General features: G+C 67.3%; 19 protein-coding genes. 12 read left to right on the top strand and 7 right to left on the bottom strand.

Translation table 11 applies throughout. The features are described 5' to 3' along the window. The first annotated feature begins 58 nt into the window (after positions 1-58). The 3 genes from ftsA (at position 59) to lpxC (ending at position 4,748) form a co-directional block, all read left to right on the top strand. On the top strand, positions 59-1,333 hold the full coding sequence (gene ftsA / locus ABNQ40_RS20890; protein ID WP_098741034.1) for a cell division protein FtsA: 1,275 nt from the start codon (positions 59-61) through the stop codon (positions 1,331-1,333). Between the two features lie 122 nt (positions 1,334-1,455). After that, the gene (gene ftsZ / locus ABNQ40_RS20885) at positions 1,456-3,396 is read left to right on the top strand and encodes a cell division protein FtsZ (protein ID WP_109052113.1); all 1,941 of its coding nucleotides are present in this window, start codon (positions 1,456-1,458) and stop codon (positions 3,394-3,396) included. A gap of 416 nt (positions 3,397-3,812) precedes the next feature. Then, a complete protein-coding gene (gene lpxC / locus ABNQ40_RS20880; RefSeq protein ID WP_247880095.1) occupies positions 3,813-4,748 on the top strand; it encodes a UDP-3-O-acyl-N-acetylglucosamine deacetylase in 936 nt (311 codons plus the stop codon). A gap of 263 nt (positions 4,749-5,011) precedes the next feature. Here lpxC and ABNQ40_RS20875 read toward each other — a convergent pair whose 3' ends face one another. Continuing rightward, positions 5,012-5,431, bottom strand: a complete 420-nt coding sequence (locus ABNQ40_RS20875) for a bacteriohemerythrin (RefSeq protein ID WP_109052112.1) — start codon at positions 5,429-5,431, stop codon at positions 5,012-5,014. A gap of 213 nt (positions 5,432-5,644) precedes the next feature. Beyond that, the gene (ligA, locus tag ABNQ40_RS20870; RefSeq protein ID WP_109052111.1) at positions 5,645-8,011 is read right to left on the bottom strand and encodes an NAD-dependent DNA ligase LigA; all 2,367 of its coding nucleotides are present in this window, start codon (positions 8,009-8,011) and stop codon (positions 5,645-5,647) included. Positions 8,012-8,172: 161 nt separating this feature from the next. Here ligA and ABNQ40_RS20865 point away from each other — a divergent pair, with 161 nt between their 5' ends. Further along, entirely contained in the window at positions 8,173-8,709 is a 537-nt protein-coding gene (locus tag ABNQ40_RS20865) for a hypothetical protein (protein WP_109052110.1), read from the top strand. A gap of 30 nt (positions 8,710-8,739) precedes the next feature. Here the strand turns inward: ABNQ40_RS20865 and guaB are convergent, their stop codons facing one another. The 4 genes from guaB to ABNQ40_RS20845 form a co-directional block, all read right to left on the bottom strand. Continuing rightward, entirely contained in the window at positions 8,740-10,218 is a 1,479-nt protein-coding gene (gene guaB, locus ABNQ40_RS20860; protein ID WP_109052109.1) for an IMP dehydrogenase, read from the bottom strand. A 104-nt stretch (positions 10,219-10,322) separates the two neighbouring features. Beyond that, complete coding sequence (locus ABNQ40_RS20855; protein ID WP_109052108.1) at positions 10,323-11,033, bottom strand: RlmE family RNA methyltransferase; 711 nt, start codon at positions 11,031-11,033, stop codon at positions 10,323-10,325. 83 nt (positions 11,034-11,116) lie between these two features. Further along, on the bottom strand, positions 11,117-12,139 hold the full coding sequence (locus ABNQ40_RS20850; protein WP_109052107.1) for a Ppx/GppA phosphatase family protein: 1,023 nt from the start codon (positions 12,137-12,139) through the stop codon (positions 11,117-11,119). 113 nt (positions 12,140-12,252) lie between these two features. Next, positions 12,253-13,476 carry an ABC transporter substrate-binding protein gene (locus ABNQ40_RS20845; protein ID WP_109052106.1) on the bottom strand — a complete coding sequence of 408 codons (1,224 nt, stop codon included), beginning with the start codon at positions 13,474-13,476 and terminating at the stop codon, positions 12,253-12,255. Positions 13,477-14,062: 586 nt separating this feature from the next. On the opposite strand from ABNQ40_RS20845, the gene ABNQ40_RS20840 reads away from it, so the two are divergent. The 8 genes from ABNQ40_RS20840 to ABNQ40_RS20805 all read left to right on the top strand — a co-directional run bounded on the left by ABNQ40_RS20840 (position 14,063) and on the right by ABNQ40_RS20805 (position 25,180). Next, complete coding sequence (locus tag ABNQ40_RS20840; RefSeq protein WP_109052105.1) at positions 14,063-15,409, top strand: AarF/ABC1/UbiB kinase family protein; 1,347 nt, start codon at positions 14,063-14,065, stop codon at positions 15,407-15,409. Positions 15,410-15,659: 250 nt separating this feature from the next. Beyond that, on the top strand, positions 15,660-17,381 hold the full coding sequence (locus tag ABNQ40_RS20835) for a methyl-accepting chemotaxis protein (protein WP_109052104.1): 1,722 nt from the start codon (positions 15,660-15,662) through the stop codon (positions 17,379-17,381). Positions 17,382-17,479: 98 nt separating this feature from the next. Continuing rightward, complete coding sequence (gene queA, locus ABNQ40_RS20830) at positions 17,480-18,508, top strand: tRNA preQ1(34) S-adenosylmethionine ribosyltransferase-isomerase QueA (protein WP_109052103.1); 1,029 nt, start codon at positions 17,480-17,482, stop codon at positions 18,506-18,508. After that, positions 18,505-19,800: a tRNA guanosine(34) transglycosylase Tgt gene (tgt, locus tag ABNQ40_RS20825; RefSeq protein WP_109052102.1), complete on the top strand. Its 1,296-nt coding sequence runs from the start codon at positions 18,505-18,507 to the stop codon at positions 19,798-19,800. Before queA ends, tgt begins: the two co-directional genes overlap by 4 nt. Beyond that, positions 19,793-20,257 carry a preQ(1) synthase gene (gene queF, locus ABNQ40_RS20820; RefSeq protein WP_109052101.1) on the top strand — a complete coding sequence of 155 codons (465 nt, stop codon included), beginning with the start codon at positions 19,793-19,795 and terminating at the stop codon, positions 20,255-20,257. Before tgt ends, queF begins: the two co-directional genes overlap by 8 nt. Further along, a complete protein-coding gene (gene queG, locus ABNQ40_RS20815; protein ID WP_247880093.1) occupies positions 20,244-21,332 on the top strand; it encodes a tRNA epoxyqueuosine(34) reductase QueG in 1,089 nt (362 codons plus the stop codon). The genes queF and queG overlap by 14 nt, the downstream gene beginning before the upstream one ends. A 125-nt stretch (positions 21,333-21,457) precedes the next feature. Then, positions 21,458-22,657, top strand: a complete 1,200-nt coding sequence (eis, locus tag ABNQ40_RS20810; protein ID WP_282187256.1) for an enhanced intracellular survival protein Eis — start codon at positions 21,458-21,460, stop codon at positions 22,655-22,657. Positions 22,658-22,774: 117 nt separating this feature from the next. Beyond that, entirely contained in the window at positions 22,775-25,180 is a 2,406-nt protein-coding gene (locus ABNQ40_RS20805; protein ID WP_109052100.1) for a methyl-accepting chemotaxis protein, read from the top strand. Between the two features lie 49 nt (positions 25,181-25,229). On the opposite strand, the gene ABNQ40_RS20800 is transcribed toward ABNQ40_RS20805, so the two are convergent. After that, positions 25,230-25,709: a CYTH domain-containing protein gene (locus tag ABNQ40_RS20800; protein WP_109052099.1), complete on the bottom strand. Its 480-nt coding sequence runs from the start codon at positions 25,707-25,709 to the stop codon at positions 25,230-25,232. Between the last annotated feature and the right edge of the window lie 102 nt (positions 25,710-25,811).

The following is a 25,811-nucleotide window of genomic DNA, read 5'->3' as shown; positions in this document are numbered from 1 at the left end:
GAAGCGCCCGTCGCCGGCGGACAGGAGTCGAGGGAAAGTCTTGGGGGGCATGTTCGGGATGGGATTCAACGGCGCCAAGAAGCCGAAGCGGCCGGCCCGTGGCGGGATCGTCACGGCGCTGGACGTCGGCTCGACGAAGGTGTGCTGCGTCATCGCGCGGATGGAGGAGCCCGGCTCCCTCCGCGTGATCGGCGTCGGCCACCAGATCGCCACGGGCATCCGCGCCGGAACCATCATCGACATGGAGGCGGCGGAGACCTCGATCGGCGCCGCTGTGCATGCCGCCGAGCAGATGGCCGGCGAGACGGTGCATGACGTCGTCGTCAACCTGTCGATGGGCCATCCGCGCTCCCACGCCTTCACCGCCACCGTCCCGGTCTCCGGCCAGGAGGTGACGGAGGGCGACATCCGGCGCGCCATGGCCCATGCCCGCACTTTGCAGGCCGGCCCCGATCAGGCGCTGATCCACACCATCCCGCTTGGCTTCACCCTGGACGGCAGCCGCGGCATCCGCGATCCCAAGGGGATGAGCGGCCACACGCTGGGCGCCCAGCTGCACGTCGTCACCGCCGCGGCCGGCGCCATCCGCACGCTGCACGCCTGCATCGCCCGCTGCCACCTGAACATCGAGTCCATCGTCGTCAGCCCCTTCGCCTCCGGCCTCGCCTGTCTGGTCGAGGACGAGATGGAGATGGGGGCGGCCTGCGTCGACATCGGCGGCGGCGGCACCACCATCTCCATCTTCGCCGAAGGCAATCTGGTGTGGACCGGCTTCGTCCCCCTGGGCGGCCGGCACGTCACCAACGACATCGCCCACGGGCTGGCGACTCCGCTGGTCCATGCCGAGCGGCTGAAGGTGCTCTACGGCAGCGCTCGGGTGAACCCGGCCGACGAGCGCGAGATGATCGAGGTGCCGCAGATCGGCGAGGACGAGCGCAGCGGCAGCGGCACCGCCAGCCACCCGCGCTCCTTCCTGGTCAGCATCATCCAGGCGCGGATGGAAGAGATCTTCGAAGAGGTGCGCAGCGCCATCGAGCAGTCCGGCCACTCCCAGCTGGTCGGCCGGCGCGTCGTCCTGACCGGCGGCGCCAGCCAGTTGCCCAACACGCGCGAGATGGCCGCCCCCATCCTCGACAAGCAGGTCCGCATCGCCCGCCCCACCCGGATCGCCGGCCTCAACGAGGCGCATGGCGGACCGGCCTTCTCGACGGTGGCGGGCCTTCTCCTACATGCCGTCCGCAACCCGACGGAGCTGATGGTGACCGGCCAAGAGGCGGTCGCGTCAACCGGGCTCCTCGGCCGCGTCGGCCTGTGGCTGCGGGAGAATCTCTAGATGATTCGCCCCGCCGCCATTCACCGATTCCCGAACGGACAGACACCGGACACAACCGGGCGCCGGTCGCGGCATATCAAACATCAAACCCAACGAAAACAGGTTGTGGAGGCCTGAATAGAATGATCAACGTGACTATCCCCCAGATCGAGCCCGAACTGAAGCCGCGCATCACCGTGTTCGGCGTCGGCGGGGCCGGCGGCAACGCCGTCAACAACATGATCAAGTCGAACCTGGAAGGCGTGGACTTCGTCGTCGGCAACACCGACGCGCAGGCGCTGAAGGGTTCCTTGTGCGAGAAGCGCATCCAGCTGGGCACCGGCACCACCCGCGGCCTGGGCGCCGGCTCCAAGCCGGACGTCGGCCGTGCCTCGGCCGAGGAGCAGATCGACGAGATCGTCCAGTATCTCGAAGGCTCCAACATGGTCTTCATCACCGCCGGCATGGGCGGTGGCACCGGCACCGGTGCGGCACCGGTCATCGCGCGTGCGGCCCGCGAGCGCGGCATCCTGACCGTTGGCGTCGTCACCAAGCCCTTCCATTTCGAGGGCGGGCACCGCATGCGGCTGGCGGAAGGCGGCATTGCCGAACTGCAGCAGTATGTCGACACCCTCATCATCATCCCGAACCAGAACCTGTTCCGCATCGCCAACGAGAAGACGACCTTCGCGGACGCCTTCAAGATGGCCGACGACGTTCTGCATTCGGGCGTGCGCGGCGTCACCGACCTGATGGTGATGCCCGGCCTGATCAATCTGGACTTCGCCGACATCCGGTCCGTGATGACCGAGATGGGCAAGGCGATGATGGGCACCGGCGAGGCCGGCGGCGAACGCCGCGCCATCGAAGCCGCCGAGGCCGCCATCTCCAACCCGCTGCTGGACGACGTGTCGATGAAGGGTGCCCGCGGCGTCCTCATCAACATCACCGGCGGCTACGACATGACCCTGTTCGAGGTCGACGAGGCGGCCAACCGCGTCCGTGACGAGGTCGATCCCGACGCCAACATCATCTTCGGCTCGACCTTCGACAGCTCGCTGGACGGCGTGATGCGTGTGTCGGTCGTCGCCACCGGCATCGACGCCGCAGCGATGAGCAACCCGCGTACCCTGCACCCGGTCAACCTGTCGCTGGTCGGCGACCGCGCCAAGAAGCCGGGCGCTCCCGGCAACCTGACCGGCGCCCCGGCTCCGGCCGTCGCCCAAGGCTCGGCCATTCCCAGCGCCGCCGCCGGCCTGCGCACGCCGCAGCCGGTCACCGCCGGTGCCGCCGCCATCCAGCACGACCCGGCCCAGCAGCAGCCGGCCCAGCAGTATGGCCAGCAGCCTGTCGAGGCTCCGAAGCCGGCCGCCGGTCCGCTGCATGGCGAGAACCAGGGCGGCCACTTCTTCGCGCCGAAGCCGGCCGACGCCGGTCCGCGCCAGCCGGTGACCGTCGGCGCCGCGCCGCTGTCGACCCCGCAACAGCCGGCCCTTCAGCAGCACGCCCCGCAGGCGCCGCAGATGCAGGGCCACCAGCAGCCGCAGCACCAGCCGCAGCAGCCGGCCCCGATGGCGCCGCAGCATCACCATGCCGCCCCGCAGGGCCATCAGCAGCACCCCGGCCAGCAGCATCCGGGCGGCCTGTCCGTCGGTCCGGCACCGGCGCCTGCGCCGGAACCGGCGCCGGCCCGCAAGGGCAACTTCCTGTTCGGTCTGGTGACCGGCCTGGGCCGCAAGTCCGAACCGGCGCCGCAGCCGGTGCAGCAGCAGCCCGCGCCGCAGGCCTATCAGCCGCAGCCGGCTCCGCAGCAGTACCAGCCGGCCCCCCAGGGCTATCCGCAGCAGCAGCCCGCCTACCCGCAGCAGCAGCCGCAGGCTCCCCACCAGGGCTACCCGGCGGGCCAGCAGTATCCGGCGGCGCCGCAGCAGCCGGTCTATCCGCCGCAGCAGTCCGCTCCGCAGCATGCCCAGGCCTATCCCGCCGCTCCGCAGACGCAGGCTCCGGCCCCGCGGGCCGATGGCAAGCCGGGCGAACAGGAGGAGCTGGACATCCCGGCCTTCCTGCGCCGTCAGGCCAACTGAGCCGCCGGAACGTCCGGACGTAAACCGATCTTGGCCGCCTTCCCCGACGACATATCGGGTTGGGCGGCCGGCCGATCCCGGCGAAAGCCGGAGATAACCGCCGTCGCCGCAGCCTCCTAATCGCGGCGCCGGCGGCTCCACAACCTGACCGAACCTTTCGGACCCCGGTGATGCCGTCGTGCGTCGCCGGGGATTTTTTATTTCACGCTACTTTCACCAAACAACTGATTGCTTGTAATGCGCACCACTTTTGCCTTGCAACAAACGGTAACAATGAGTGATTTGCCGATTTCCGATCCCCGGTGTTACCTATCAGCATGGTCGAAAGCGAAAGCCGCCGACGCGATGATCTCCCAAGATCAAGCGGCGCGGATCGCCGGAAACCTCTCCTTCACGACCAAGATGGAAAAGACATCGTGGCCAACAATCGCAGCAACATGGACGGCATGTTCCAGCAGACCCTGAAGAAGTCGGTGACCATCGCCGGCGTCGGGCTGCATTCGGGCGTCATCGTCACGCTGACGATTTCGCCGGCCGATGCGAATTCCGGGATCACCTTCCTGCGCACCGACCTCCGTGGTGCTGCTGCCGTAATTCCGGCGCGCTGGGACACGGTTGTCGACACCCGCCTGTGCACCGTGATCGGCAACGACCACGGCACCACCGTCGGCACGATCGAGCATCTGATGTCCGCGCTGGCCGGCTGCGGCATCGACAATGCCGTGGTTTCGCTGGACGGCATCGAGGTGCCGATCATGGACGGCAGCGCCGCTCCCTTCGTCGCCGCCATCGAACAGGCCGGCATCGCCGTGCAGAAGTCGCCCCGCCGCTTCATCCGCATCCTGAAGCCGGTCGTCATCGGCGACGGCGTCAAGAGCGCGTCCTTCACCCCGGACGATGCGACCAGCTACAGCTTCGAGATCGACTTCGACAGCGCCGCCATCTCCCGTCAGGCCCGCGCCCTGGAGATCGATCCGGACAGCTTCAAGGACGAGATCAGCCGCGCCCGCACCTTCGGCTTCCTGCATGAGGTCGAGGGGCTGCGCAAGATGGGCCTCGCCCGCGGCGGCTCGCTGGACAACGCGGTGGTCATCTCCGGCGACACGGTGATGAACGCCGAGGGACTGCGCTTCAAGGACGAGTTCGTGCGTCACAAGATCCTGGACGCCGTCGGCGACCTGTATCTGGCCGGTGCGCCGATCGTCGGCCACTTCCACGGCGTGCGCTCCGGCCATGCCCTGAACAACCAGCTGCTGCGTGCGCTGTTCGCCGACCGCAGCGCCTGGCGCTACGAGACGGCGGTGTCGCTGCCGGTCGCGCGCCGCGGCCTGGAGCAGCTGGCGGTCGCCTGATCGCCGCCATATTTCCAGGATGGTTTTTCGAGAGGTCTGCCCCTGCCCTCCCCCACCGGGGAGGGCTTTTTCTTTGGCGCACGCCCCTCCCCTGCCGCCGCGATCCACGCAAAGGAAAAGCGCCCTCCCCTCTCGGAGCGGGCGCTCTGCGCAATTTGGTGGAATTTCCCGATTTCTGATTTATTACAGTATTTTAGGTAATTTTCTTTATGTGAAATCTGCACAGGTGCCGAGAGCCCCCTTCTCGGGACAGGCAGGGTTCCCTACCCCGCCGTCACCATCTCCGCCCCAGTGCCGGCATATTCGCCGAAGCGGGTGTCTTCCTTGAGGATGTGCTTGCCCAGCCAGTCGGAGCAGAACAGGAACACCTCTTCGCCGCTGATCCGGCTGCCACCTGCGCGGAATTCGTCGCGGTAGCTTTCGACCTGCTGGGTCAGCCGGTCGTGCAGGGCCTTGTGGGCGGCGAAGGTCGGATAGTTCAGCTGCTCCATCTGCGCCTCCTCCTCCGCGAAGTGATGGCGGGTGTAGGCAATAAGCTCGTCCAGGATGGCTTCGATCAGGGTCGGGTCCTGGCGGTTCGTGTCGTCATACAGCTTGTTGACGATGGCGATCAGGACGCGGTGATCCTCGTCCAGCGCGTCGTTGCCCACGCTCATCCAGCGCGACCACTGAATTGGCTCCATGGCGTTTCCTTCATCCCCTTCGTTGGCAGCCGGGCAGGCGGGTGCGAGCGTTGACCGCCCGTCGGCGCCGTCCCGTTTTCGGGGCGGTTCCCCTGTCCGGCATCGTTGCGCTTCTGACTATAAGCGTTTTCTGATCTCACTCCCCCAATCCCCGTCCGTCAATCCGGTCGAACGGGGATGCGACATTTTGGCGAAGGCCGGAGGTGACGCCGGTCAGCCGCCGATCCTGGCCAGCCACTCGTCCTCGGTCAGGATTTCGACGCCCAGTTCCTTGGCCTTGGCCGCCTTGCTGCCGGCGTCCGCCCCGGCGACCAGATAGTCGGTCTTGCCGGAAACGGAGCCGGCCACCTTGGCGCCGAGCGCTTCGGCGCGGGCCTTCGCCTCCGAGCGGGTCATCCGCTCCAGCGTTCCGGTGAAGACCACCGTCTTGCCGGCGATGGGGGAATTGCTGGCCTTCGGCAGCTCGGCCTCCAGCACGGTCAGCCGATCCATCAGGCCGCGGACGATGACGAGGTTACGCTCCTCCGCGAAGAAGCCGGCCAACTCTTCGGCCGCCACCTCGCCGACATCGGGGGTGGCGACCAGATCGAGCCAAGGCTGACCCGGAGCCTGCGCCACCGCACGCTCCATCGCCGCCCGCCAGTCGGACAGGGTGCCGTAGCGGGTGGCCAGCGCCTGGGCGGCGCGGGTGTTCAACCGTTTGATGCCGAGCGAACCGATGATGGTCTCCAGCCGCAGCGCATCGTTGCCAGCATAGAAGTCCAGCTTGGACGCGCTCTCGGGATCGGCAAACCAGGCGAGGATGGTGTCGGCTGTGACCGGACCGACACCGTTCAGCGCGTGCAGGTCGCGCCATTCCTGACCGGGCATCGCCTGTCCCGCCGCCAGCATGCCGTCGACCCAACCCTGCATCGTCTTGTAATGGCGGGCCAGCGATTTGGCCGTCACCTCGCCGACATGACGGATGCCGAGCGCGTAGATCACCCGATGCAGGTCGATGCCGTCGCGTCGCTGCTGGATGGCCTTGAACAGGTTCTGAACCGACTTTTCCTTCCAGCCCGGCCGGCCGATCAGTTCGACGCGACCCTCAAGGGTGAAGATGTCGACGGGCGACTTGATGAAGCCTTCGTCCCAGAATTCCTCGATGATCTTCTCGCCGAGTCCTTCGATGTCGAAGGCGTCGCGGGAGACGAAATGGCGCAGCCGCTCCTTCGCCTGGGCGGCACAGATCAGCCCGCCGGTGCAGCGCCGCACCACCTCGCCCGCCTCGCGGATGGCGAGGCTGCCACAGACCGGGCAGGTCTCCGGCGCCACATAGGGGATCGAGTCGGCCGGGCGCTGCGACAGCACCACCTCCACCACCTGCGGGATGACGTCGCCGGCACGCTGCACCACCACGAGATCGCCGACACGGATGTCCTTGCGGGCGATCTCGTCCTCATTGTGCAGGGTGGCGCGGCTGACGACGACGCCGCCGACGGTGATGTCCTCCAACTCCGCCACCGGGGTCAGAGCGCCGGTGCGGCCGACCTGGATGGTGATGTCCTTCAACCGGGTCTGCGCCTGTTCGGCCGGGAACTTGTGGGCAATGGCCCAGCGCGGCGCCCGGCTGACGAAGCCCAGCCGCTGCTGTAGCTCCAGGCTGTCGACCTTGTAGACGACGCCGTCGATGTCGAAAGGCAAACCGGCGCGCCGCCGGCCGATGCCCTCGTAATAGGCCAGCAGTTTGTCCTTGCCGTCGCACAGCTCCGCCGGGCGGTTCAATTGGAAGCCCCAGCCCTTCAGCCGCTCGCGGATGCCCCATTGCGTGTCGGCAATCGGCTCCGACACTTCGCCCAGCGCATAGCCGAAGAAGCAGAGCGGCCGGGACGCGGTGATGGAGGAATCGAGCTGGCGCAGGCTGCCCGCCGCCGCGTTGCGCGGGTTGGCGAACAGCTGCTCGCCCTTCTCGGCACGGGCGGCGTTCATCGCCAGGAAATCGTCGCGGCTCATATAGACCTCGCCGCGGACCTCCAGCACCTCGGGAAATGGCGCCGGCAGGCGGTGCGGCACGTCGCGGATGGTGCGGACATTGGCGGTGACGTTCTCGCCCTCCGCCCCGTCGCCACGGGTGGCGGCCAGAACCAGTTCGCCCTTCTCATAGCGCAGCGAGCAGGACAGCCCGTCGATCTTCGGTTCCGCGACGAAGGTCAGCGGCGCATCCTCGGACAGGCCGAGGAAGCGGCGGACACGGGCATCGAACTCTGCCACATCCTCCGGCGCGAAGGCGTTACCCAGCGACAGCATCGGGATGGCGTGGCGCACCTTGCCGAAACCGGCGGCCGGGGCGGCGCCGACACGCAGGCTGGGCGAATCGGCGCGGCGCAGCTCGGGGAAACGGGTCTCAATGGCGAGGTTGCGGCGGACCAACGCGTCATAATCGGCGTCGGAGAGCTCCGGCTGGTCCTGCTGGTGATAGAGCCGGTCATGGTGGGCGATCTCGGCGGCCAGCGCCGCCAACTCCGCCGCCGCCTGTTCCGGCGTCAGGGCATCGACGGCGATGCTGCGGGGATTGGGCGGCGTGTCGAACAGGTCCTGCATGGCGCGTCTCGTGACGAATCGGGGTCTTCCGGAGAAGGGCCGCGCAGGATAGCGCCTGGGAACCGGTTTCGGGAGTCTGTCGGGGCGCGGACCTCATCGGGGCGACGGCCGGCGTAAGTCCCTATATACTATGGGCACACCCTTCGGAGTCCCTTGGCCTGATGAGCAAAGCCACTGCACCGGACCTGCGCATCGACGACCGCATGATCGTCGCCGCCGCGCTGGACCGCATCCTCTACGACGACCCCGACCATTTCGTGGCCGACGACGCACGCACGGTGCGCCGGCTGATCCCGCACAGCCGCTCGGCCTGGCTGCGGCTGGGCTTCCGCGCCGAACGGCAGGGTCCGTCGATGAAGGGCGAGGCCGCCGGGATCGGCGACGTGCGGATGGAAGGCGACAAGAAGGTGGTGGAAGGCAGCGTCGGCGAAGCCGCGACTTGGCGCTGCGGCCAGTACAAGATCACCAACCACGGCAGCGACCTGGAAATCTGGCAGGTGATGAGCGACGAGTATGCGCCCGAGCCCAAAGGCGCCCGGCTGGAGTTCGACGACCGGGGCGAACCGGAACGGCTGACCTTTTTCCAGCCGCGGGACATCGAACTGCGGATCCCCTTCACCAGCCTCGCGGTCGGCGTGCGGCTGGGGGGATGGCAGGCCTGGAAGATGGTGGCGGAGGGGAGCGTCGCCGCCGAGTGACTGCCGGCGGCGACGCTCCCGAAGTCACCGTCAGCCCTGCCGGTAGTTCGGCGACTCGTTGGTTATGGTGATGTCGTGGACGTGGCTTTCGCGCAGGCCCGCATTGGTGATGCGGACGAACTGGCACTTCTCGCGCATCTCGGCGATGGACGCGCTGCCGGTGTAGCCCATGGCCGCGCGCAGGCCGCCGACCAGCTGGTGGATGACCGCCGACACCGGGCCCTTGTAGGGAACGCGGCCCTCTACGCCTTCCGGCACCAGCTTCATGGTCGAAACCTCCTGCTGGAAGTAACGGTCCGCCGAGCCGCGCGCCATGGCGCCGACCGAGCCCATGCCGCGGTAGCTCTTGTAGGAGCGGCCCTGGAACAGGATGACCTCGCCCGGGCTTTCGTCGGTGCCGGCGAACAGGCTGCCCAGCATGGCGACGCTGGCGCCGCCGGCAATCGCCTTGGCCAGATCGCCCGAATACTTGATGCCGCCATCGGCGATCACCGGGATGCCGTGCTTCTCGCACTCGTCCACCACATCCATCACCGCGGTCAGCTGCGGCACGCCGACACCGGCGATGATGCGGGTGGTGCAGATCGAGCCCGGACCGATGCCGACCTTGACGGCATCCACACCGGCGTCGATCAGCGCCTTGGCCGCTTCGGCGGTGGCGACGTTGCCGGCGATGACCTGGGTGTAGCTGGACAGGGCGCGGGCGGCGCGGACCTGATCGAGCACCTTCAGCGAATGGCCGTGAGCGGTGTCGACCACCAGCACGTCGACGCCGGCGTCGAACAGGGCCTCCGCACGGGCCAGACCGTCGCTGCCGGTGCCGGTGGCGGCGGCGACGCGCAGCCGGCCCTTGCTGTCCTTGCAGGCGTTCGGATAGGCCTGCGCCTTCTCGATGTCCTTGACGGTGAGGAGGCCGATGCAGCGGTAATCCTCGTCGACGACCAGCAGCTTCTCGATGCGGTGCTGGTGGAGCAGACGCTTGCCTTCCTCCTGGCTGACGCCCTCGCGGACGGTCACCAGATCCTTGGTCATCAGTTCGCTGACCGGCTGCTTGGGATCGGTGGCGAAGCGGACGTCGCGGTTGGTCAGCATGCCGACCAGCTTGCCGCTGCCGCGCGCGTCACGGCTCTCGACCACCGGGATGCCGGAGATCTTGTGGTAGGACATCAGCTCCAGCGCGTCGGCCAGCGTCGCGTTCGGCGTGATGGTGATCGGGTTGACGACCATGCCCGATTCGAACCGCTTGACCTTGCGGACCTCTTCGGCCTGCTGCTCGATGGTCAAGTTGCGATGGACGACGCCGATGCCGCCGGCCTGGGCCATGGCGATGGCGAGACGGCTCTCGGTCACCGTGTCCATCGCCGAGGACATCAGGGGGATGCCCAGCTCGATGGTCTTCGTCAATCTTGTCCGGGTGTCCACGTCGTTCGGCAGCACCGAGCTCTCAGCCGGAACCAGCAGGACGTCGTCGAAGGTCAGGGCTTCGCGGATTTTGGTGTCGCGCGCCATGTGTCTAATCTCCCGGAAGATAAACGTGGCGCACTTATACACAAGACCATGGGCTTGTGAACCCGTGCGCACACAGCATCTGTTATGCAAGTGCGAAAAACGGCCTATTCGTCGTTCACGTTGCCGCCACGGAAGCCGGTGGCGACGACATAGGTCTCCGACGATTCCGCGCGGCTGGCCGGCGGCTTGGCATGTTTGACGACGGCGAAGTCGCGCCGCAGCCGGTCGAGCAGCGAGCGCTCGGCCCCACCCTGGAACAGCTTGGCGACGAAGGCACCGCCGGGGGCCAGCACCTCCTCCGCGAAATCATAGGCGGCCTCGGCCAGCCCCATGATGCGCAGATGGTCGGTCTGCTGGTGGCCGGTGGTGGGGGCAGCCATGTCGCTCAGCACCAGATCGGCCGGCCCGCCCAGCGCGTCCTTCAGCCGGTCGGCTGCACCCTCTTCCAGGAAGTCGGCCTGCATGGTGGTGGCGCCGGGGACGGGGTCCATCGGCAGGATGTCCAGCCCGACGACTTTCCAGCCCTCCTTGGCGGTCTGCACCCTCTCCACCGCGATCTGGGTCCAGCCGCCGGGGGCGGCGCCGAGATCGACCACCCGCTTGCCGGGGGCGAGCAGGCGGAACTTCTCGTCCAGCTGCAACAACTTGAACGCCGCGCGCGAGCGGTAGCCGCGCTTGGTCGCCTCGGCCACATAGGGGTCGTTCAGGTGGCGCTCCAGCCAGCGCTTGGAGGATTCCGTGCGCTTGCCGGCGGTCTTCACACGGACCGTGGCACGGCGTCCGCCCGGACGCGTCGACGGAGTCTTTTCGGTCATGATCGCTGCTGTTCCTCGGTCATCCGGCGCAGGCGGGAAGCCTTCCCCACCTGCCCGATCATACATCCGGTGTCGTTACCGGTTCATTCGCCGGCGGCCCCGATCAGGTCCACCAGAATTCCTTCGCGCAAACCACGGTCGGCGATACGCAGCCGCTCCACCGGCCAGACGTCGCACAGCGCGTCCAGAACGGCGCAGCCGGCGACCACCAGATCGGCACGGTCCTGGCCGATGCAGGGATGGCGGGCGCGGCCGTCGAAATCCTGCGCGACCAGATGGTCGATCACCGCCCGGGCGTGGTCCACCCGCAGATAGCTGCCGTCCACCGCCCGGCGGTCGTAACGGCACAGCCCCAGATGCACGCCGGCCAGCGTCGTCACCGTGCCCGAAGTGCCGAGCATCTGCACCTTGCCGGCGGCGACGCGGCTCTGAATGCGGTTGCGCGCCTCGAACGGGGCGATGGCGTCGGCGACCGCCTCCACCATCTGGGTGTAGTTGGCGCGGGTGACGTTGGGGCCGCCATATTCCTCGGTCAGGCCGATGACGCCGCAGCGGATCGAGGTCTGGTCGAGCAGGCGCGGCGCCCTGCCCTTCTCCACCTGCAACCACATCAGCTCGGTCGAGCCGCCGCCGATGTCGAAGACGATGGCATAGGGATGGGTCGGCTCCAGCAGTGCGGCGCAGCCGGCCAGCGCCAGCCGTCCCTCCTCCTGGCTGGAGATGATTTCCAGGGGGATGCCGGTCTCGCGCTCCACCGTCTCGACGAAGGCGGCGGTGTTGCTGGCGCGGCGGCAGGCCTCGGTCCCGACGGCGCGGACGGCGGTGCAAGCGCGGCGCTCGATCTTGGAACCGCAAACGCGCAGGGCCGCGATGGTGCGTTCCATCGCGGGCTCCGACAGATGGTCGTTGCGGCTCAGCCCCTCGCCCAGGCGGACGATGCGGGAAAAGGCGTCGATGACGCGGAAGCCGCCCGGCGCCGACTTGGCGATCAGCAGGCGGCAATTGTTGGTGCCGAGGTCCAGCGCGGCGAAGACCGGGCGCACCAGCGCCGACGAACGCAACCGTCCGGTGTCGTTCTGCCGCTCGCTTTGCACCTGTAGATCCACGTACCGTCCCCGCAGCACCTAAAGAGCGGAGTGTAACCCGGATCGCAGTCCGGCGGGAACCCCTCTCGACTCGGATTCCGCCGGCGGCGACCCGCAGGTCACCTCTGCGCCAGTCACTGGGCTTTCACGAAGGGACAGCTGCTGGTTTCGATCGGCAGGAAGGCTTCCGCCGCCGGAATGCTGCGGACCTGCTTGTAATAGTCCCACGGCGCCTTGCTCTCCGCCGGACTCTTCACCTGGTACAGCTCAAGATCGTACAGCACGCGGCCGTCCTTGCGGATGCTGCCGGGGGTGCCGAAATAATCGGTCGGCATCGCCTTCATTGCGGCGGTGACCGCCTCGGACTCGGTGGTGCCCGCCGCCTTCACACCCTTCAGCCAGTGCAGGGTGGCGAGATAGGTGTTGGCCTGCTCCTTGGTCGGCATCTTGCCGTGGCGCTCGAAGAAGCGCTTGGACCATGCCCGGGTCTGGTCGTTGCGGTCCCAATAGAAGCCGCTGGTGACATAGAGACCCTTGGCGAGGTCGAGACCCAGCGAGTGGATGTCGGTGATGAAGACGATATAGCCGACAAGCCGCTGGCCGGACTCGGTCAGGCCGAACTCACCGGCCTGCTTGATGGTGCCGATGGTCTCCGCTCCCACATTGGCGAGCGCCACCACCTTGGCGCCGCTGCCCTGGGCGCTGAGCAGGTAGGAGCCGAAATCGCTGGTGCCCATCGGGTGGCGCACGCCGCCGACCACGGTGCCGCCGGCCTGTTTGATCGCGTCGGTCGCCGCCTTCTCCATCGCCGTGCCGAAAGCGAAGTCGGCGGTGATGAAGTACCAGCTGGTGCCGCCCGACTGCACGACCGCCTTGGTCGTGCCGACGGCCAGCGACGCGGTGTCGTCGGCCCAGTGGATGCTGTAGGGCGAACATTGGGAGTTGGTCAGCTCGGTCGTCGTCGCGGCGCTGATCATCAGCACCTTCTTCTTCTCGCGCGCGACCGCCTGCACCGCCAGCGCGACCGAGGAGACCGGGATGTCGGTCACCATGTCGACACCGTCGATGTCGAACCAGCTGCGAACGATGTTGGAGGCCACGTCCGGCTTGTTCTGCATGTCGGCAGACAGCACCTCGACCGGCCGGCCGAGCACAGTGCCGCCGAAATCCTCCACCGCCATCCGGGTGGCGAGCACGGCGCCCTTGCCGCCGATGTCAGACGCGAATCCGGCCTCGTCCGCCAGCACGCCGATTCGCACCGGCTTGGCGGTCTGGGCGTGAGCCGACATCGCGGCAGCAGACAATGCCGTCGTCGCAAGCAGCGCCGCCAGCGCGAAAGGCTTCAGCAACCGACCCATGCGATCCTCCCCATCCTCTTTTCGTGTGACGGGTGCGCACGCCGACCTGCGGCGTCCTGCCGCACCGTTCGGTTCCGTGGATAACGGGATTTGATTTCATATGCAAACAGTATCGTTTGAAACGTATTGCCGGAGGCTTTGCTCTTGCCGGCCCTGGGATAGGGGTAATGCTCCGGCCAAAACAAAAGCCCTCGCTCCGAGGTGAAGCGAGGGCTTTCGCAGCGGGCATCTACGGCCCGGATGAAGTCGCCAATCAGGCGAAAGAATTCGGAACTGAAAGCTCAGTTATGATGGCCGAACAGATCGGCATAATCAGGTAAGCGCCGGTGGAGTCATGATCTTACTCACCCTCCCTGGTATCGGTCTCTACTGTTCCGCCCAAGCTATCCGCTTGAACGGTAAGGCGTTTCCGATGCTCGCTCACTTCACCTCGGCGTTGATTACTGTAAGACGAAGCCTGCGCTCCTTTCACAGAGCTGTCAAGAAAATCGCATGCTGCGTCGCAGCGCCATTCGGAGGCATTCCATCAGCGGTCTCCGACCGGGCGGGGCTGGCCTTTTCCCCGAGGCGAACCCACCTTGTGAGCATGCCGGAACACGATGAGAACACATGGGGCGGACGGGTCGCGCGGTATGCGCGGGTCGGCACCGCCGTTGGCGGGTTGGCCGCGAGATTGGCGGGCGAACGCGTGCTGGGAATTCGCGTGGAGCGGGAGCGCCACGCGGCGGAACTGCGGGCCGCACTCGGCGGGCTGAAAGGGCCGCTTATGAAGGTGGCGCAGATTCTCTCGACCATCCCCGATGCCCTGCCGAAGGAATACACCCAGGAACTGGCGCAGTTGCAGGCCGACGCGCCGTCGATGGGCTGGCCCTTCGTCAAGCGGCGGATGGCAAGCGAGCTTGGCCCCAGCTGGCAGTCGCGCTTCCAGAGCTTCGAGCACATCGCCGCCGCCGCCGCGTCGCTGGGTCAGGTCCATAAGGCCATCGGGCCGGACGGGCGGGAGCTTGCCTGCAAGCTGCAATATCCCGACATGGCCTCGGCGGTGGAAGCCGACCTGCGGCAGCTCGGCCTGATCTTCGCGATCTTCGAGCGCACCGACAGCGCCATCTCCACCCGCCAGATCCAGAAGGAGATCGGCGCCCGCCTGCGCGAGGAGCTGGATTACGAGCGCGAGGCGAAGCACACCCGCCTTTATCAGTCGATGCTGGCCGGCACGCCCGGCGTCCATGTGCCGGACGTGGTGCCGGAGCTGTCGAGCAAGCGGCTGCTGACCATGGGATGGGTGCATGGCCGCAAGATCCTGGACTTCGTCGCCGAACATCCAGAGGCACGCGACGAACTGGCGATGAACATGTTCCGGGCCTGGTATGTGCCCTTCTACAATTACGGCGTCATCCACGGCGACCCGCATCTGGGCAACTACACGGTCCGGCCCGACCGCTCGATCAACCTGCTCGATTTCGGCTGCATCCGCGTCTTCAAGCCCAGCTTCGTCAAGGGCGTGATCGACCTTTACAATGCGCTGCGCACCGACAACCGCGAGCAGGCGGTGGAGGCCTACCGCACCTGGGGTTTCGTCAACCCGTCGAACGAGCTGGTCGACGTGCTGAACATCTGGGCGCGCTTCGTCTACGCCCCGATCATGGAGGACCGCCAGCGCAAGATCGAGGAGACCAACGGCGGCCATTACGGCCGCGAGACGGCGGGCAAGGTCCATGCCGAACTGCGCCGCGTCGGCGGCGTGGAAATCCCGCGGGAGTTCGTCTTCATGGACCGCGCCGCGGTCGGGCTGGGCTCGGTCTTCCTGCATCTGAAAGCGGAGCTGAACTGGTACCAGATGTTCCAGGGGCTGATCCGCGACTTCGACGTGAATGTACTGGCGGCGCGGCAGGCGGAAGCGCTGACGGCCCAAGGATTGCCTCCAGCGGACTGAGAATAAATCGCAATCGCCCCGACCGCTCACTCAATGACCGGCCAATCAATATAAAGACGAAACCATCCGGAAATCTTTTTGAACCCTGTTCGGATTTTTATGGCTTTCTGTTTGAACGCGAACGGAACCGCTCGACAGCATCGTTATTGATCACTTATTCAAAAACAGGATGCCTGACAGCGGGTCCGTCGACCCTGCGCTTCGTCCGGCCTGATCCAAATCAGCGGATTTGAGCGAGGGAAACATAGGAATGTCGATCAAGCGCAGACTGTCGATCGCAATGGCCCTGATTGCGGCCATCCTGCTGTTCTCGATGGCGGCGACCTGGATGACGGTGAGCGAGGAGCACGACTCGCTGAACACAATGGAAAGCTCGTCCGACCGCGTGACCGAAAACGGTCTGGAACTGGTCAAGTCGATCAAGGAAATCCAGATCCACATCATTCAGGTTCAGCAATGGCTGACCGATGTGTCTGCCACCCGCGGGCTCGACGGGCTGGATGACGGTCCGGCCAAGGCGGCCGAGCATGCCGAAGGGTTCAGGGCCGAGATCGCGCGTGCCGCGGCACTCGCCTCCACGCTCGGCCTGACCGACGTTCAGGAGGCGTTGCGCGAGACGGCAGGCGCGTTCGCCCCTTATTACGACACCGGCAAGCGGATGGCCGAGGCCTTCATCGCCGACGGCCCGGCTGGCGGCAACCGCCTGATGGGCGAGTTTGACAAGACGGCGGAAGCCATCACCGACAGTCTGGAGGCGCTGGTCAGCAAGACCGATACGGCCGCCGCCGCGGAGATCGCCAAGCTGAACCGGTCGATCGACACCGTGCGGGCCGATGTCGATTCGCTGAAGCTGGTGGTGATTGCCGGCGGCCTGATCGGGTTGGTCGCCTGTCTGGGCACCGCCATCATGATGACGCGCGGCGTCACCCGTCCACTGTCCGCTATGACCGACGCGATGCATCGTCTGGCCGACGGCGACACCGCCGTGATCGTGCCGGCCGAAGGTCGATCCGACGAAATCGGAGCCATGGCATCGGCGCTCGTCATCTTCAAAGGCAATGCCATCGAAAAACGCCGGCTGGAGGAGGAGCAGCGCAACGCCGACCTGCGGGCGGAAGAGGAACGCATCCAGGCCATGCGGCAGCTGGCCGACCGGCTGGAACAGAGGATTGGCGGCATCCTGCGCACGGTCGCCGGCGAGGCGCGGGTGCTTCAGCAGGCGGCGAAGATGATGACCGACACGGCGGACCAGACCAATCTCCGGTCGGAAGCGGTCGCCGCAGCAACCCAGCAGACCTCCGCCAGCGTCGAGACGGTCGCCGCTGCGGCGGAGGAACTGTCGGCATCGGTCGGGGAAATCGGTCGCCAGGTCTCGCAGTCGACGGGCATCGCCGAGGAGGCGGTGGAGCGCGCACGGCATGCCAACGCCAAGGTCGATGGCTTGGCCGCCGCGGCCCGGCAGGTCGGCGACGTGGTCCAGTTGATCAACTCCATCGCCTCACAGACCAACCTGCTGGCGCTGAACGCGACCATCGAAGCCGCACGGGCCGGAGAGGCCGGCAAGGGATTCGCCGTGGTGGCGAGCGAGGTGAAGAATCTCGCCAACCAGACCGCCAAGGCGACGGAGGAAATCTCCGCCCAGATCACCGCCATCCAGACCGCCACCGGCGAGGCCGTCTCCGACATCCAGGGCATCACGCGCGTCATCGAATCGATGAACGAGATCGCCACCGGCATTGCCGGAGCGGTTTCGCAGCAGGCCGCCGCAACCGGGGAGATCGCCCGCAACGCACAGCAGGCCTCCACCGGCACCCGCGACGTGAACCACAACATCACCGGCGTGTCGGCGGCCGCGGGAGAAACCGGCACCGCCGCCAAGAATGTGCTGAACGCCTCCACCACCCTGTCGCAGGAGGCGGTGGCGATGGAGCGTCAGCTTGCCGAGTTCCTGTCGCAGTTGCGCGCGGCGTGAGAAGACTGCGGATCGGGACAGGGCCGGTCCAGCAGGACTGTGTCCCGTTCCTGTCCCTTCACAACGGGGGCCGGTTCGGTCTATAGCTTGCGCCTCCCATGAAGACCGCCGATTTCGACTTCGACCTGCCGCCCGACCGGATCGCCGAGCATCCCGTCCGGCCGCGTGACGCCGCCCGCCTGCTGGAGGTGGGCTCCACCTTGCGCGACTTCATCGTGCGGGACCTTCCGACGCTGTTGCAGCCGGGTGACCTGATGGTCGTCAACGACACCCGCGTCATCCCGGCCCGGCTCGACGGCCGGCGCGGCGAGGTGGCGGTGGAGATCACGCTGCACAAGCGGCTGGGCGAACGGGAATGGGCGACCTTCTCCAAGCCCGGCAAGCGGCTGAAACCCGGCGACACCATCGTCATAGCCGATGACTTCAGCGCCGAGGTGATCGCCAAGGACGGCATGGAGGTACAGCTGCGCTTCTCCGCCGGCGGGGCGAATCTCATGGAGGCGCTGCACCGCCACGGCCGGATGCCGCTGCCGCCCTACATCCGCCGCAAGGCCGACGAGGGGGACAACGCCGATTACCAGACCGTCTTTGCCGCCCGCGAGGGTGCCGTCGCCGCCCCCACCGCCGGGCTGCACTTCACGCCCGAGTTGCTGGCGGCGCTGGACGAGCGCAGCGTGCGGCGGGTGCCGGTAACGCTGCATGTCGGGGCCGGCACCTTCCTGCCGGTGAAGGTCGACGACATCGCCGACCACAAGATGCACAGCGAATGGGGCGAAATCTCTGCCGAGACCGCCGCCGCGGTGAACGAGACGCGCAAGGCCGGCGGCCGGATCGTCTCGGTCGGCACCACGGCGCTGCGCATCCTGGAGACGGCGGGCCGGCCGGACGGGACGCTGGTCCCCTTCAGCGGCGACACCGACATCTTCATCACCCCCGGCTACCGCTTCCGCATCGTCGATTTGCTGTGGACCAACTTCCACCTGCCGAAATCGACCCTGTTCATGCTGGTCTGCGCCTTCGCCGGCTATGACCGCATGCGCGCGGCCTATAGGCATGCCATCGACACCGACTATCGCTTCTTCAGCTACGGCGACGCCTCGCTGCTGCACAGGACGGACCCAACATGACCGGCATCGGCTTTGACCTTCTGGCGACCGACGGGCGGGCGCGGCGCGGCCGCGTCACCACCGCCCACGGCACCATCGAGACGCCGGCCTTCATGCCGGTCGGCACCGCCGCGACGGTGAAGGCGATGACCACCGACGCGGTGGCCTCCACAGGTGCGGAAATCCTGCTGGGCAACACCTATCACCTGATGCTGCGCCCGACGGCGGAGCGGGTGGCGCAGCTGGGCGGCCTGCATCGCTTCATGAACTGGGACAAGCCGATCCTGACCGACAGCGGCGGCTTCCAGGTGATGAGCCTGTCCGACCTGCGCACGATGTCGGAGGAAGGCGTCACCTTCAAATCGCACCTGGACGGCAGCCGGCACCACCTGACGCCGGAACGCTCCATCCAGATCCAGCACATGCTGGACAGCAACATCACCATGTGCCTGGACGAATGCACGCCCTTCCCGGCGACGGAAGCGCAGGCGGAATCCTCCATGCGGCTGTCGATGCGCTGGGCGCGGCGCAGCAGGGACGCCTTCGTCGAACGGCCCGGCTACGGCCTGTTCGGCATCGTCCAGGGCAGCATCTATCCGGAGCAGCGGGCGGAGAGCGTTGCCGCCCTGACCGACATCGGCTTCGACGGCTACGCCATCGGCGGGCTGGCGGTCGGCGAAGGCCAGGAGACGATGTTCCGCGTGCTCGACTTCACCGAGCCGCTGATGGTCAAGGACCGCCCGCGCTACCTGATGGGCGTCGGCCGGCCGAGCGACCTGATCGGCGCGGTACGGCGCGGCGTCGACATGTTCGACTGCGTGATGCCGACGCGGTCGGGCCGCACCGGCCAGGCCTTCGTCCGCCGCGGCACCATCAACATCCGCAACGCCCGCCATGCCCATGACGAGCGCCCACTCGATGCCGAGTGCGGCTGCCCGACTTGCCGGAGCTACAGCCGGGGCTATCTGCATCATCTGTTCAAGGCGGACGAGATGCTGGGGCCGATGCTGCTGACTTGGCACAACCTGCATTACTACCAGGACGTGATGCGGACGATGCGGCAGGCCATCGCCGACGGCAATTTCGAGAAGGTCGCCGGCGCCATGGAAGCCCGCATGAACGAAGGCGACATCGAGGCGACCGTGGACCCCATCGCCAAGCCCGGCAAGCCGCCGAAGCAAGGCCGCCCGCCGAAGGCGGGTAAAGACAGTGTTCCGCCGAAGGCGGACAAGGACAATGCTCCGCCGAAGGCGGACAAGGACAGCGCCCCGCCGGAAGCCGAGCGGGTGGCGGAGGAAAACACCGATGAGTGAGAACATCTATGCCGGCCTGACCCAGCTCGGCGGCTCCACAATCCAGCCCAGTACGCCGGAAGAGGCCGTGCTGGAGCGGGTGCCGAACCCGAACCCCGGCACTCCCTACTGCGTGCGCTTCACCGCACCCGAGTTCACCTCGCTCTGCCCGATCACCGGCCAGCCGGACTTCGCCCATCTGGTCATCGACTATGTGCCCGGCGACTGGCTGGTCGAATCGAAGTCGCTGAAGCTGTTCCTGACCAGCTTCCGCAACCACGGCGCCTTCCACGAGGCCTGCACGGTGGGCATCGGCAAGCGGCTGGTGGACGAACTGTCGCCGGTCTGGCTGCGCATCGGCGGCTACTGGTATCCGCGCGGCGGCATCCCCATCGACGTGTTCTTCCAGACCGGGGAGCCGCCGAAAGGCGTCTGGATCCCGTCGCAGGACGTGCCGACCTACCGTGGCCGCGGCTAAGCCCGCTCCGCTGTCTTCCGCCGACCTGGCGCGGCTGCGGGACGCCATCCGCGACCGCGCGCTGGCGGTGGGGTTCGACGCGGTGGGCTTCGCCCCGGCAGCACTGGGGCCGGAGGCGCGCGAGCGTCTCGCGCAGTTCGTTGCCGAGGGCCGGCACGGCGACATGGGCTGGATGGCCGAGCGCAGCGACCAGCGCAGCCATCCGCAGTCGCTGTGGGACGAGGCGCGCACCGTCATCGCGCTCGGCACCAGCTACGCCCCGCACGACGACCCGCGCCGTCTGGCGGAGCATCCCGACCGCGGCATCGTCTCGGTCTATGCCCGCAACCGCGACTATCACGACCTGATCAAGGGCCGATTGAAGACGCTGGCGCAATGGCTGACCCATCAGACCAAGGCCGGCGTGAAGGTGTTCGTCGACACCGCCCCGGTGATGGAAAAGCCGCTGGCGGCGCAGGCCGGGCTGGGCTGGCAGGGCAAGCACACCAATCTGGTGTCGCGCGACCATGGTTCCTGGCTGTTCCTGGGCGAGATCTACACGACGCTGGAATTGCCCCCCGACCCGCCGGCACGCGACCGCTGCGGCTCCTGCGACCGCTGTCAGGTCGCCTGCCCGACCGCCGCCTTCCCGGCGCCCTACCAGATCGACGCCCGGCGCTGCATCAGCTATCTGACCATCGAACACAAGGGGCCGATTCCCGAAGACCTCAAGCCGCTGATGGGCAACCGCATCTATGGCTGCGACGATTGCCTTGCCGCCTGTCCCTGGAACAAGTTCGCCCGCGCGACCCGCGAACCCGCCTTCCTGCCGCGGGCCGAGCTGACCGCGCCGCGGCTGGCCGATCTGGCGCAGTTGGATGATGCTGGCTTCCGGCAGGTGTTCAGCGGCTCCCCAATCAAGCGCATCGGCCGCGACCGCTTCGTCCGCAATGTCCTCATCGCGATCGGCAACAGCGGCGATCCGTCCCTGAAACCGGTGGCGGAGGCCCTGGCACAGGATGCCAGCGAGGTGGTGCGCGAGTCGGCCGGGTGGGCAGCAGCGAGATTGAGCGGCGCGACGAGCACGGACGCCTGAACGGCATTTCCTCTACGCGCGCTCTCGTCCTCCGCTCACTCTGTTGCCGCCAACGCTGTTTCGTTGTCATATGAACAAACTCGCATCTTTGCTGCACGAAGCCCGCGCCGCGGTCCCGCCGGCCGCTGAACGAGTGGAGGCCGGTCGTCACCCTTCCTGCTCACCATCATGAATACGGGCCGGCCCAGCCGGAGGAGCTGAACGCCGTCGCCCGGCTGGCGCGGCTCGGCTTCGGGCTGTCGCGCGACCTGTTCGACCGCTACGCCGGCCTGTTCGGCATGGACAGCATCCGCGTCCTGCGTGTTCCTCGGTCCACCGGCACCGCATTGGCCGCCTGTGCCGCCTTTTGGACGATGAATCAGTGGTTCGGCGGGCGGCCGGTTCCGGTGCAGGCCATCGCCATGGTGGCGGTCGACCCGGCCCTGCGCGGCGCCGGCCATGGCAGTGCGCTGATGCGGGCCCTGCTGATGGAGGGGCGGCAGGCCGGGGCGGCGTTGGCGGTGCTCTGCCCGGCAACCCTTCCTTTCTATCATCGGCTCGGCTTTGGCCGCGGCGGCGTCACCTGCCGCTGGAGCGCACCGCCATCGGCCTTTGCGCAGTCCAGGGCTGCCGCAAGCGACTTGTGGCCGGCGGACCCGCTCGACGCCGTGCCGTTGGCAATGCTCCGCCAACCTCTGCTGGAGGAGCAGAGCGGCCTGCCGGAAAGGACCGAGGCGCTGTGGACGCTCGCCCTCTGCCCGGACGGCGAGCCGTCGGAGCTTTACCGCAACCAGGATGGCTACATCGCGGTGACGCCGCCTCAGGATCGGCGCCTCGACGTCGCCGACCTCTGCCTGCCCTCCTCACGGTCGCTGAAACCGGCCATGACCATGCTGGCCGGTTTCAGGGCTCAAGTGGACCGGGTGACATGGCGCGGCGGTCCGGATGACCCGCTGGCGCTGCTTGCCGGCGATGGCGTGGCGCTCGAGTGCCGCGAGGAGTGGCTGGTCCGCCCCCTCGATGCCGGCAAGGCCCTGGAGGCGAGGGGATACCCAGCCGACATACAAGAGTATGCCATTTTTGAGATAAATGACGATTTAATTTTCGACAATTGCGCGCGCCACCACCTTGAGGTTGTCAGCTCTGCTGGAAATATCTCGAAAACAGCGCAAGTCCTTGACCCGCCGGCTCGGATCGGCACCGCCGCTTTCGCCAGTCTGTTCACGGGGCACGCAAGCGCTCGCACACTTTGGAGAGCTGGTTTGCTTCATGGTGAAGAAAAGATGATCGGCCGTTTGCACCGCGTATTTCGCGGCGCACCGTGCTGGATGCCCGACCGCTTCTGAAATAAGTGGGATTCCTGACTTGAATCAAACCGGACATAAAGCGTCCTGTGGTTCAATCGTCCCAATGATCGGGGAGAAGCATCGCCACTTGCGATGCCATCGGGGAGTCCATAATCCATGACGATCGGAACGCGGATAGCGCTTGGCTTTGCCGCCGTGCTGCTCCTGACGGTTGGCGTGGCGTTCGTCGGCTGGAACAGCCTGAGCACCTACGCCGAACGGGTCGGTCTGGAAGCCCATACCGCCGACCTCGACACAAGGCTGAAGTCGGTGCGGCTGGAGGAGGCGCGATTCGTCACCGAACGCGACGCCAAGGCCGCGACCAACGTTCCGGGCATGCTGGACGCCCTGCAGGCCGAGGCGCAGCAGACGCGCGCCGCCCTGACCGACGGCGAGGGACGCCGGCTGCTGGACGAAGTGCTGTCCGGCATCGACGGCTACCGCGCCGCCTTCAACAATTTCGTCGCCCAGGACGGTGAGGCGCACGCCCGCACCGCCAGCATGGAACTGCGCGCCCGCGCGCTGCGCGAGATCGCCGAGAAGATCGGCAAGCAGCAATCGGAGCGCTATGACCTGAATATGGCCAGCAAGCGCGATGCCGACACCGAGCTGCGCCACAGCATGGACACGGCGGAGCGCGCGAACCGCGTCATCGAACGGGTGCTGGAGGTCCGGCGCCAGCAGAGCGATCTGCGCCGCAACGCCGATCAGGCCCTGGCCGACCGGATCGTCGCGGCGCTGGACGAGCTGGTGCAGATTACCGACACCGTCGCCAAGGACCTCGTCGGCACCAATGACGAGGAATCCGCCGCCCGGATCGCCGGCGACGCCCGCGCCTACCACGACACCGTGCGCGCCCTGCACGGCAAGGGCATCGCCGCGCTGACCGAGGTCGGCGTGGCCGCCGGGCTGGACGAGGCGGCCCGCGGCGTGCAGGAGCGCGCCATGGAACTCCAGAAGAACCAGGCCATGGTGACCGAAGCGCTGACCGAAGCCTCGAAATACGCCCAGAGCGAGGTGAACGAGGCCGTCATGCTGCGCGGTCTGGCAATGCGGCTGGTGCAGGACGCGCAATCGGCGATGCTGGCCCAGCGCGATTTTCTGCTGACCGGCTCGGCGGACGCCAAAGTCGCGGCTGCCGCCGCGGTGAAGGAGATCCTGGCGATTGCCGGAGAGGCCGGCGCCGTCCTGGTCGATCGGGAAGGGCGGGCGCTGATCGCCGCCATCACCGAGGCCGCCCGCGCTTTCGACTCGGAATTCACCGCACTGTCCTCCGCCGTCGCCAAGCAGCATGACGCGTCGGAGGCGATGGCCAAGGCATCGGCCGCGGTCAGCGGTCAGGTTGGCCGTCTGGTCACCCTGCAGCGTGAGGATCGCGAGGCCGGCCGCGCCAGCGCCGGCATGGTGATCGCCATCGGTGCGGCGGTGGCGCTGCTGCTGGGCGCACTGATGGCCTGGATCATCGACCGCGCCATCACCCTCCCGCTGCACGCCATGACCGGCGCCATGGGCCGGCTCGCCGAGGGCGACCTGAGCGTCGACATTCCCGGTGGCGACCGCAAGGACGAGTTGCGCAACATGGCCGCCGCCATGACCATCTTCAAGGACAACGCCCTGGAGATGCGGCGGATGGAGCGCGAGCGGGAGGAGATGCGCATCCAGATCGATGCCGACCGCCGCCGCACGATGAACGAATTCGCCAACGGCTTCGAACAGGCGGTGTCGGGCGTGGTGACCTCGCTGACCGAGTCGGCCGGCTCGCTGGGCCGCGATGCGCAGGAGATGTCGTCGGACGCGGCGCTGACCACCGCGAAATCCACCGCCGTCGCCACCGCCTCGCAGCAGGCGACCGCGAATGTGCAGACCGTCGCCGCGGCGGCGGAACAGTTGTCGGCCTCGATCGCCGAAATCTCGCGCCAGTTGAACGCCAGCTCCGCCACCGCGTCGGGGGCCGCCGACAAGGCGGTGCAGACCAACAGCATCGTCGAGGGTCTGTCGATGGCTGCCGAGCGCATCGGCCAGGTCGTCGGCCTGATCGGCGAAATCGCCGAGCAGACCAACCTCTTGGCGCTCAACGCCACCATCGAAGCCGCCCGCGCCGGCGAGGCCGGCAAGGGCTTCGCCGTGGTGGCGACCGAGGTTAAGAACCTCGCCGGCCAGACCGCCAAGGCGACCGAGGAGATTTCCGCCCAGGTCGCGGAGATGCAGACCGCTACCACCAGCGCGGTGGAGGCCATCCGCACCATCTCCGACGCGGTGACCGCGATCAGCGGCACGGTTACCGACATCGCGCTCGAAATGGAACAGCAGGGCAGCGCCACGCGCGAGATCGCCCAGAATGTCCAGCAGGCCGCAGAAGGCACCCAGCAGGTGATGCGCAACATCGCCGAGGTGACCACCGCCGCCACCAAGACCGGCGGCGCCGCCGATGCGGTTCTGGATGCCAGCCGCACTCTCGCGACCCAGGCCGACCGCCTGCGTGGCGAGGTTCAGGGCTTCCTGAACAAGGTACGGACGGCCTGACCCACTCTGCTGGCTTATCGCCGCTCGGGTCGCGCCCACACGCGACCCTTCAAGCGGCGGCAGCGGACCAGCGCCGGATCGGCGCACGGGAAAGGGCGGAGTTGCCGTAGGCACGCAACGTGGTGACCTCCGCGCCGATCCAGTCCGGCAGCGGCACCGTCTGGTCGGGGGACTTCAACTCGACCTCCGCAATGACGAGGCCGGAATTTTCGCCATCGAAGACGTCGATCTCCCAGCACAGGCCGTCCTGGCAATGGCGGTAGCGGGTCTTTTCGATCACCCGGCCTTCGCAGCCGTGGAGAAGAAGCTGGCGCGCGAAATCCAGATCCAGCGGGTGCTCCACCTCGTCCCGGCAAGCTCCGCGCTTCAGCGATTTGATGGTCAGGGTCGCCCGGTCCTCCGCGATGCGGACGCGGACCGTGCTGACGCCGTCGGACGGCAGGTATCCCTGGACCATTCGGACGCCATTCCGGCAGAGATGCCGGACATCCTTGCGGACGAGAAAGCGCCGCTCGATTTCCAGTGCCATGGCTAGGCCCTTCGGACGATCTTGTCGACGACCCTAGCCGAAAGTCCCCACCGGCTTCAACCTCGTTGCCCTGTGTGCAGCGCAACCGAGGCTGCATGCATC

Source organism: Azospirillum sp. A23 (genome assembly GCF_042938965.1).
In the GTDB taxonomy this organism is placed as follows: Bacteria; Pseudomonadota; Alphaproteobacteria; order Azospirillales; family Azospirillaceae; genus Azospirillum; species Azospirillum melinis.
The sequence above is the reverse complement of the archived record's forward strand: the minus strand, read 5'-3'. Positions and strand labels throughout refer to the sequence as shown.

What these genes read in the sequence shown, in the direction of transcription:
- ftsA (WP_098741034.1), top strand. Translation starts at nt 59, where the DNA reads ATGGGATTCAACGGCGCCAAGAAGCCGAAGCGGCCGGCCCGTGGCGGG.
- ftsZ (WP_109052113.1), top strand. Translation starts at nt 1,456, where the DNA reads ATGATCAACGTGACTATCCCCCAGATCGAGCCCGAACTGAAGCCGCGC.
- ABNQ40_RS20875 (WP_109052112.1), bottom strand. Translation starts at nt 5,431, where the DNA reads ATGGAGCCAATTCAGTGGTCGCGCTGGATGAGCGTGGGCAACGACGCG.
- ligA (WP_109052111.1), bottom strand. Translation starts at nt 8,011, where the DNA reads ATGCAGGACCTGTTCGACACGCCGCCCAATCCCCGCAGCATCGCCGTC.
- ABNQ40_RS20865 (WP_109052110.1), top strand. Translation starts at nt 8,173, where the DNA reads ATGAGCAAAGCCACTGCACCGGACCTGCGCATCGACGACCGCATGATC.
- guaB (WP_109052109.1), bottom strand. Translation starts at nt 10,218, where the DNA reads ATGGCGCGCGACACCAAAATCCGCGAAGCCCTGACCTTCGACGACGTC.
- ABNQ40_RS20855 (WP_109052108.1), bottom strand. Translation starts at nt 11,033, where the DNA reads ATGACCGAAAAGACTCCGTCGACGCGTCCGGGCGGACGCCGTGCCACG.
- ABNQ40_RS20845 (WP_109052106.1), bottom strand. Translation starts at nt 13,476, where the DNA reads ATGGGTCGGTTGCTGAAGCCTTTCGCGCTGGCGGCGCTGCTTGCGACG.
- ABNQ40_RS20840 (WP_109052105.1), top strand. Translation starts at nt 14,063, where the DNA reads ATGCCGGAACACGATGAGAACACATGGGGCGGACGGGTCGCGCGGTAT.
- ABNQ40_RS20835 (WP_109052104.1), top strand. Translation starts at nt 15,660, where the DNA reads ATGTCGATCAAGCGCAGACTGTCGATCGCAATGGCCCTGATTGCGGCC.
- queA (WP_109052103.1), top strand. Translation starts at nt 17,480, where the DNA reads ATGAAGACCGCCGATTTCGACTTCGACCTGCCGCCCGACCGGATCGCC.
- tgt (WP_109052102.1), top strand. Translation starts at nt 18,505, where the DNA reads ATGACCGGCATCGGCTTTGACCTTCTGGCGACCGACGGGCGGGCGCGG.
- queF (WP_109052101.1), top strand. Translation starts at nt 19,793, where the DNA reads ATGAGTGAGAACATCTATGCCGGCCTGACCCAGCTCGGCGGCTCCACA.
- ABNQ40_RS20805 (WP_109052100.1), top strand. Translation starts at nt 22,775, where the DNA reads ATGACGATCGGAACGCGGATAGCGCTTGGCTTTGCCGCCGTGCTGCTC.
- ABNQ40_RS20800 (WP_109052099.1), bottom strand. Translation starts at nt 25,709, where the DNA reads ATGGCACTGGAAATCGAGCGGCGCTTTCTCGTCCGCAAGGATGTCCGG.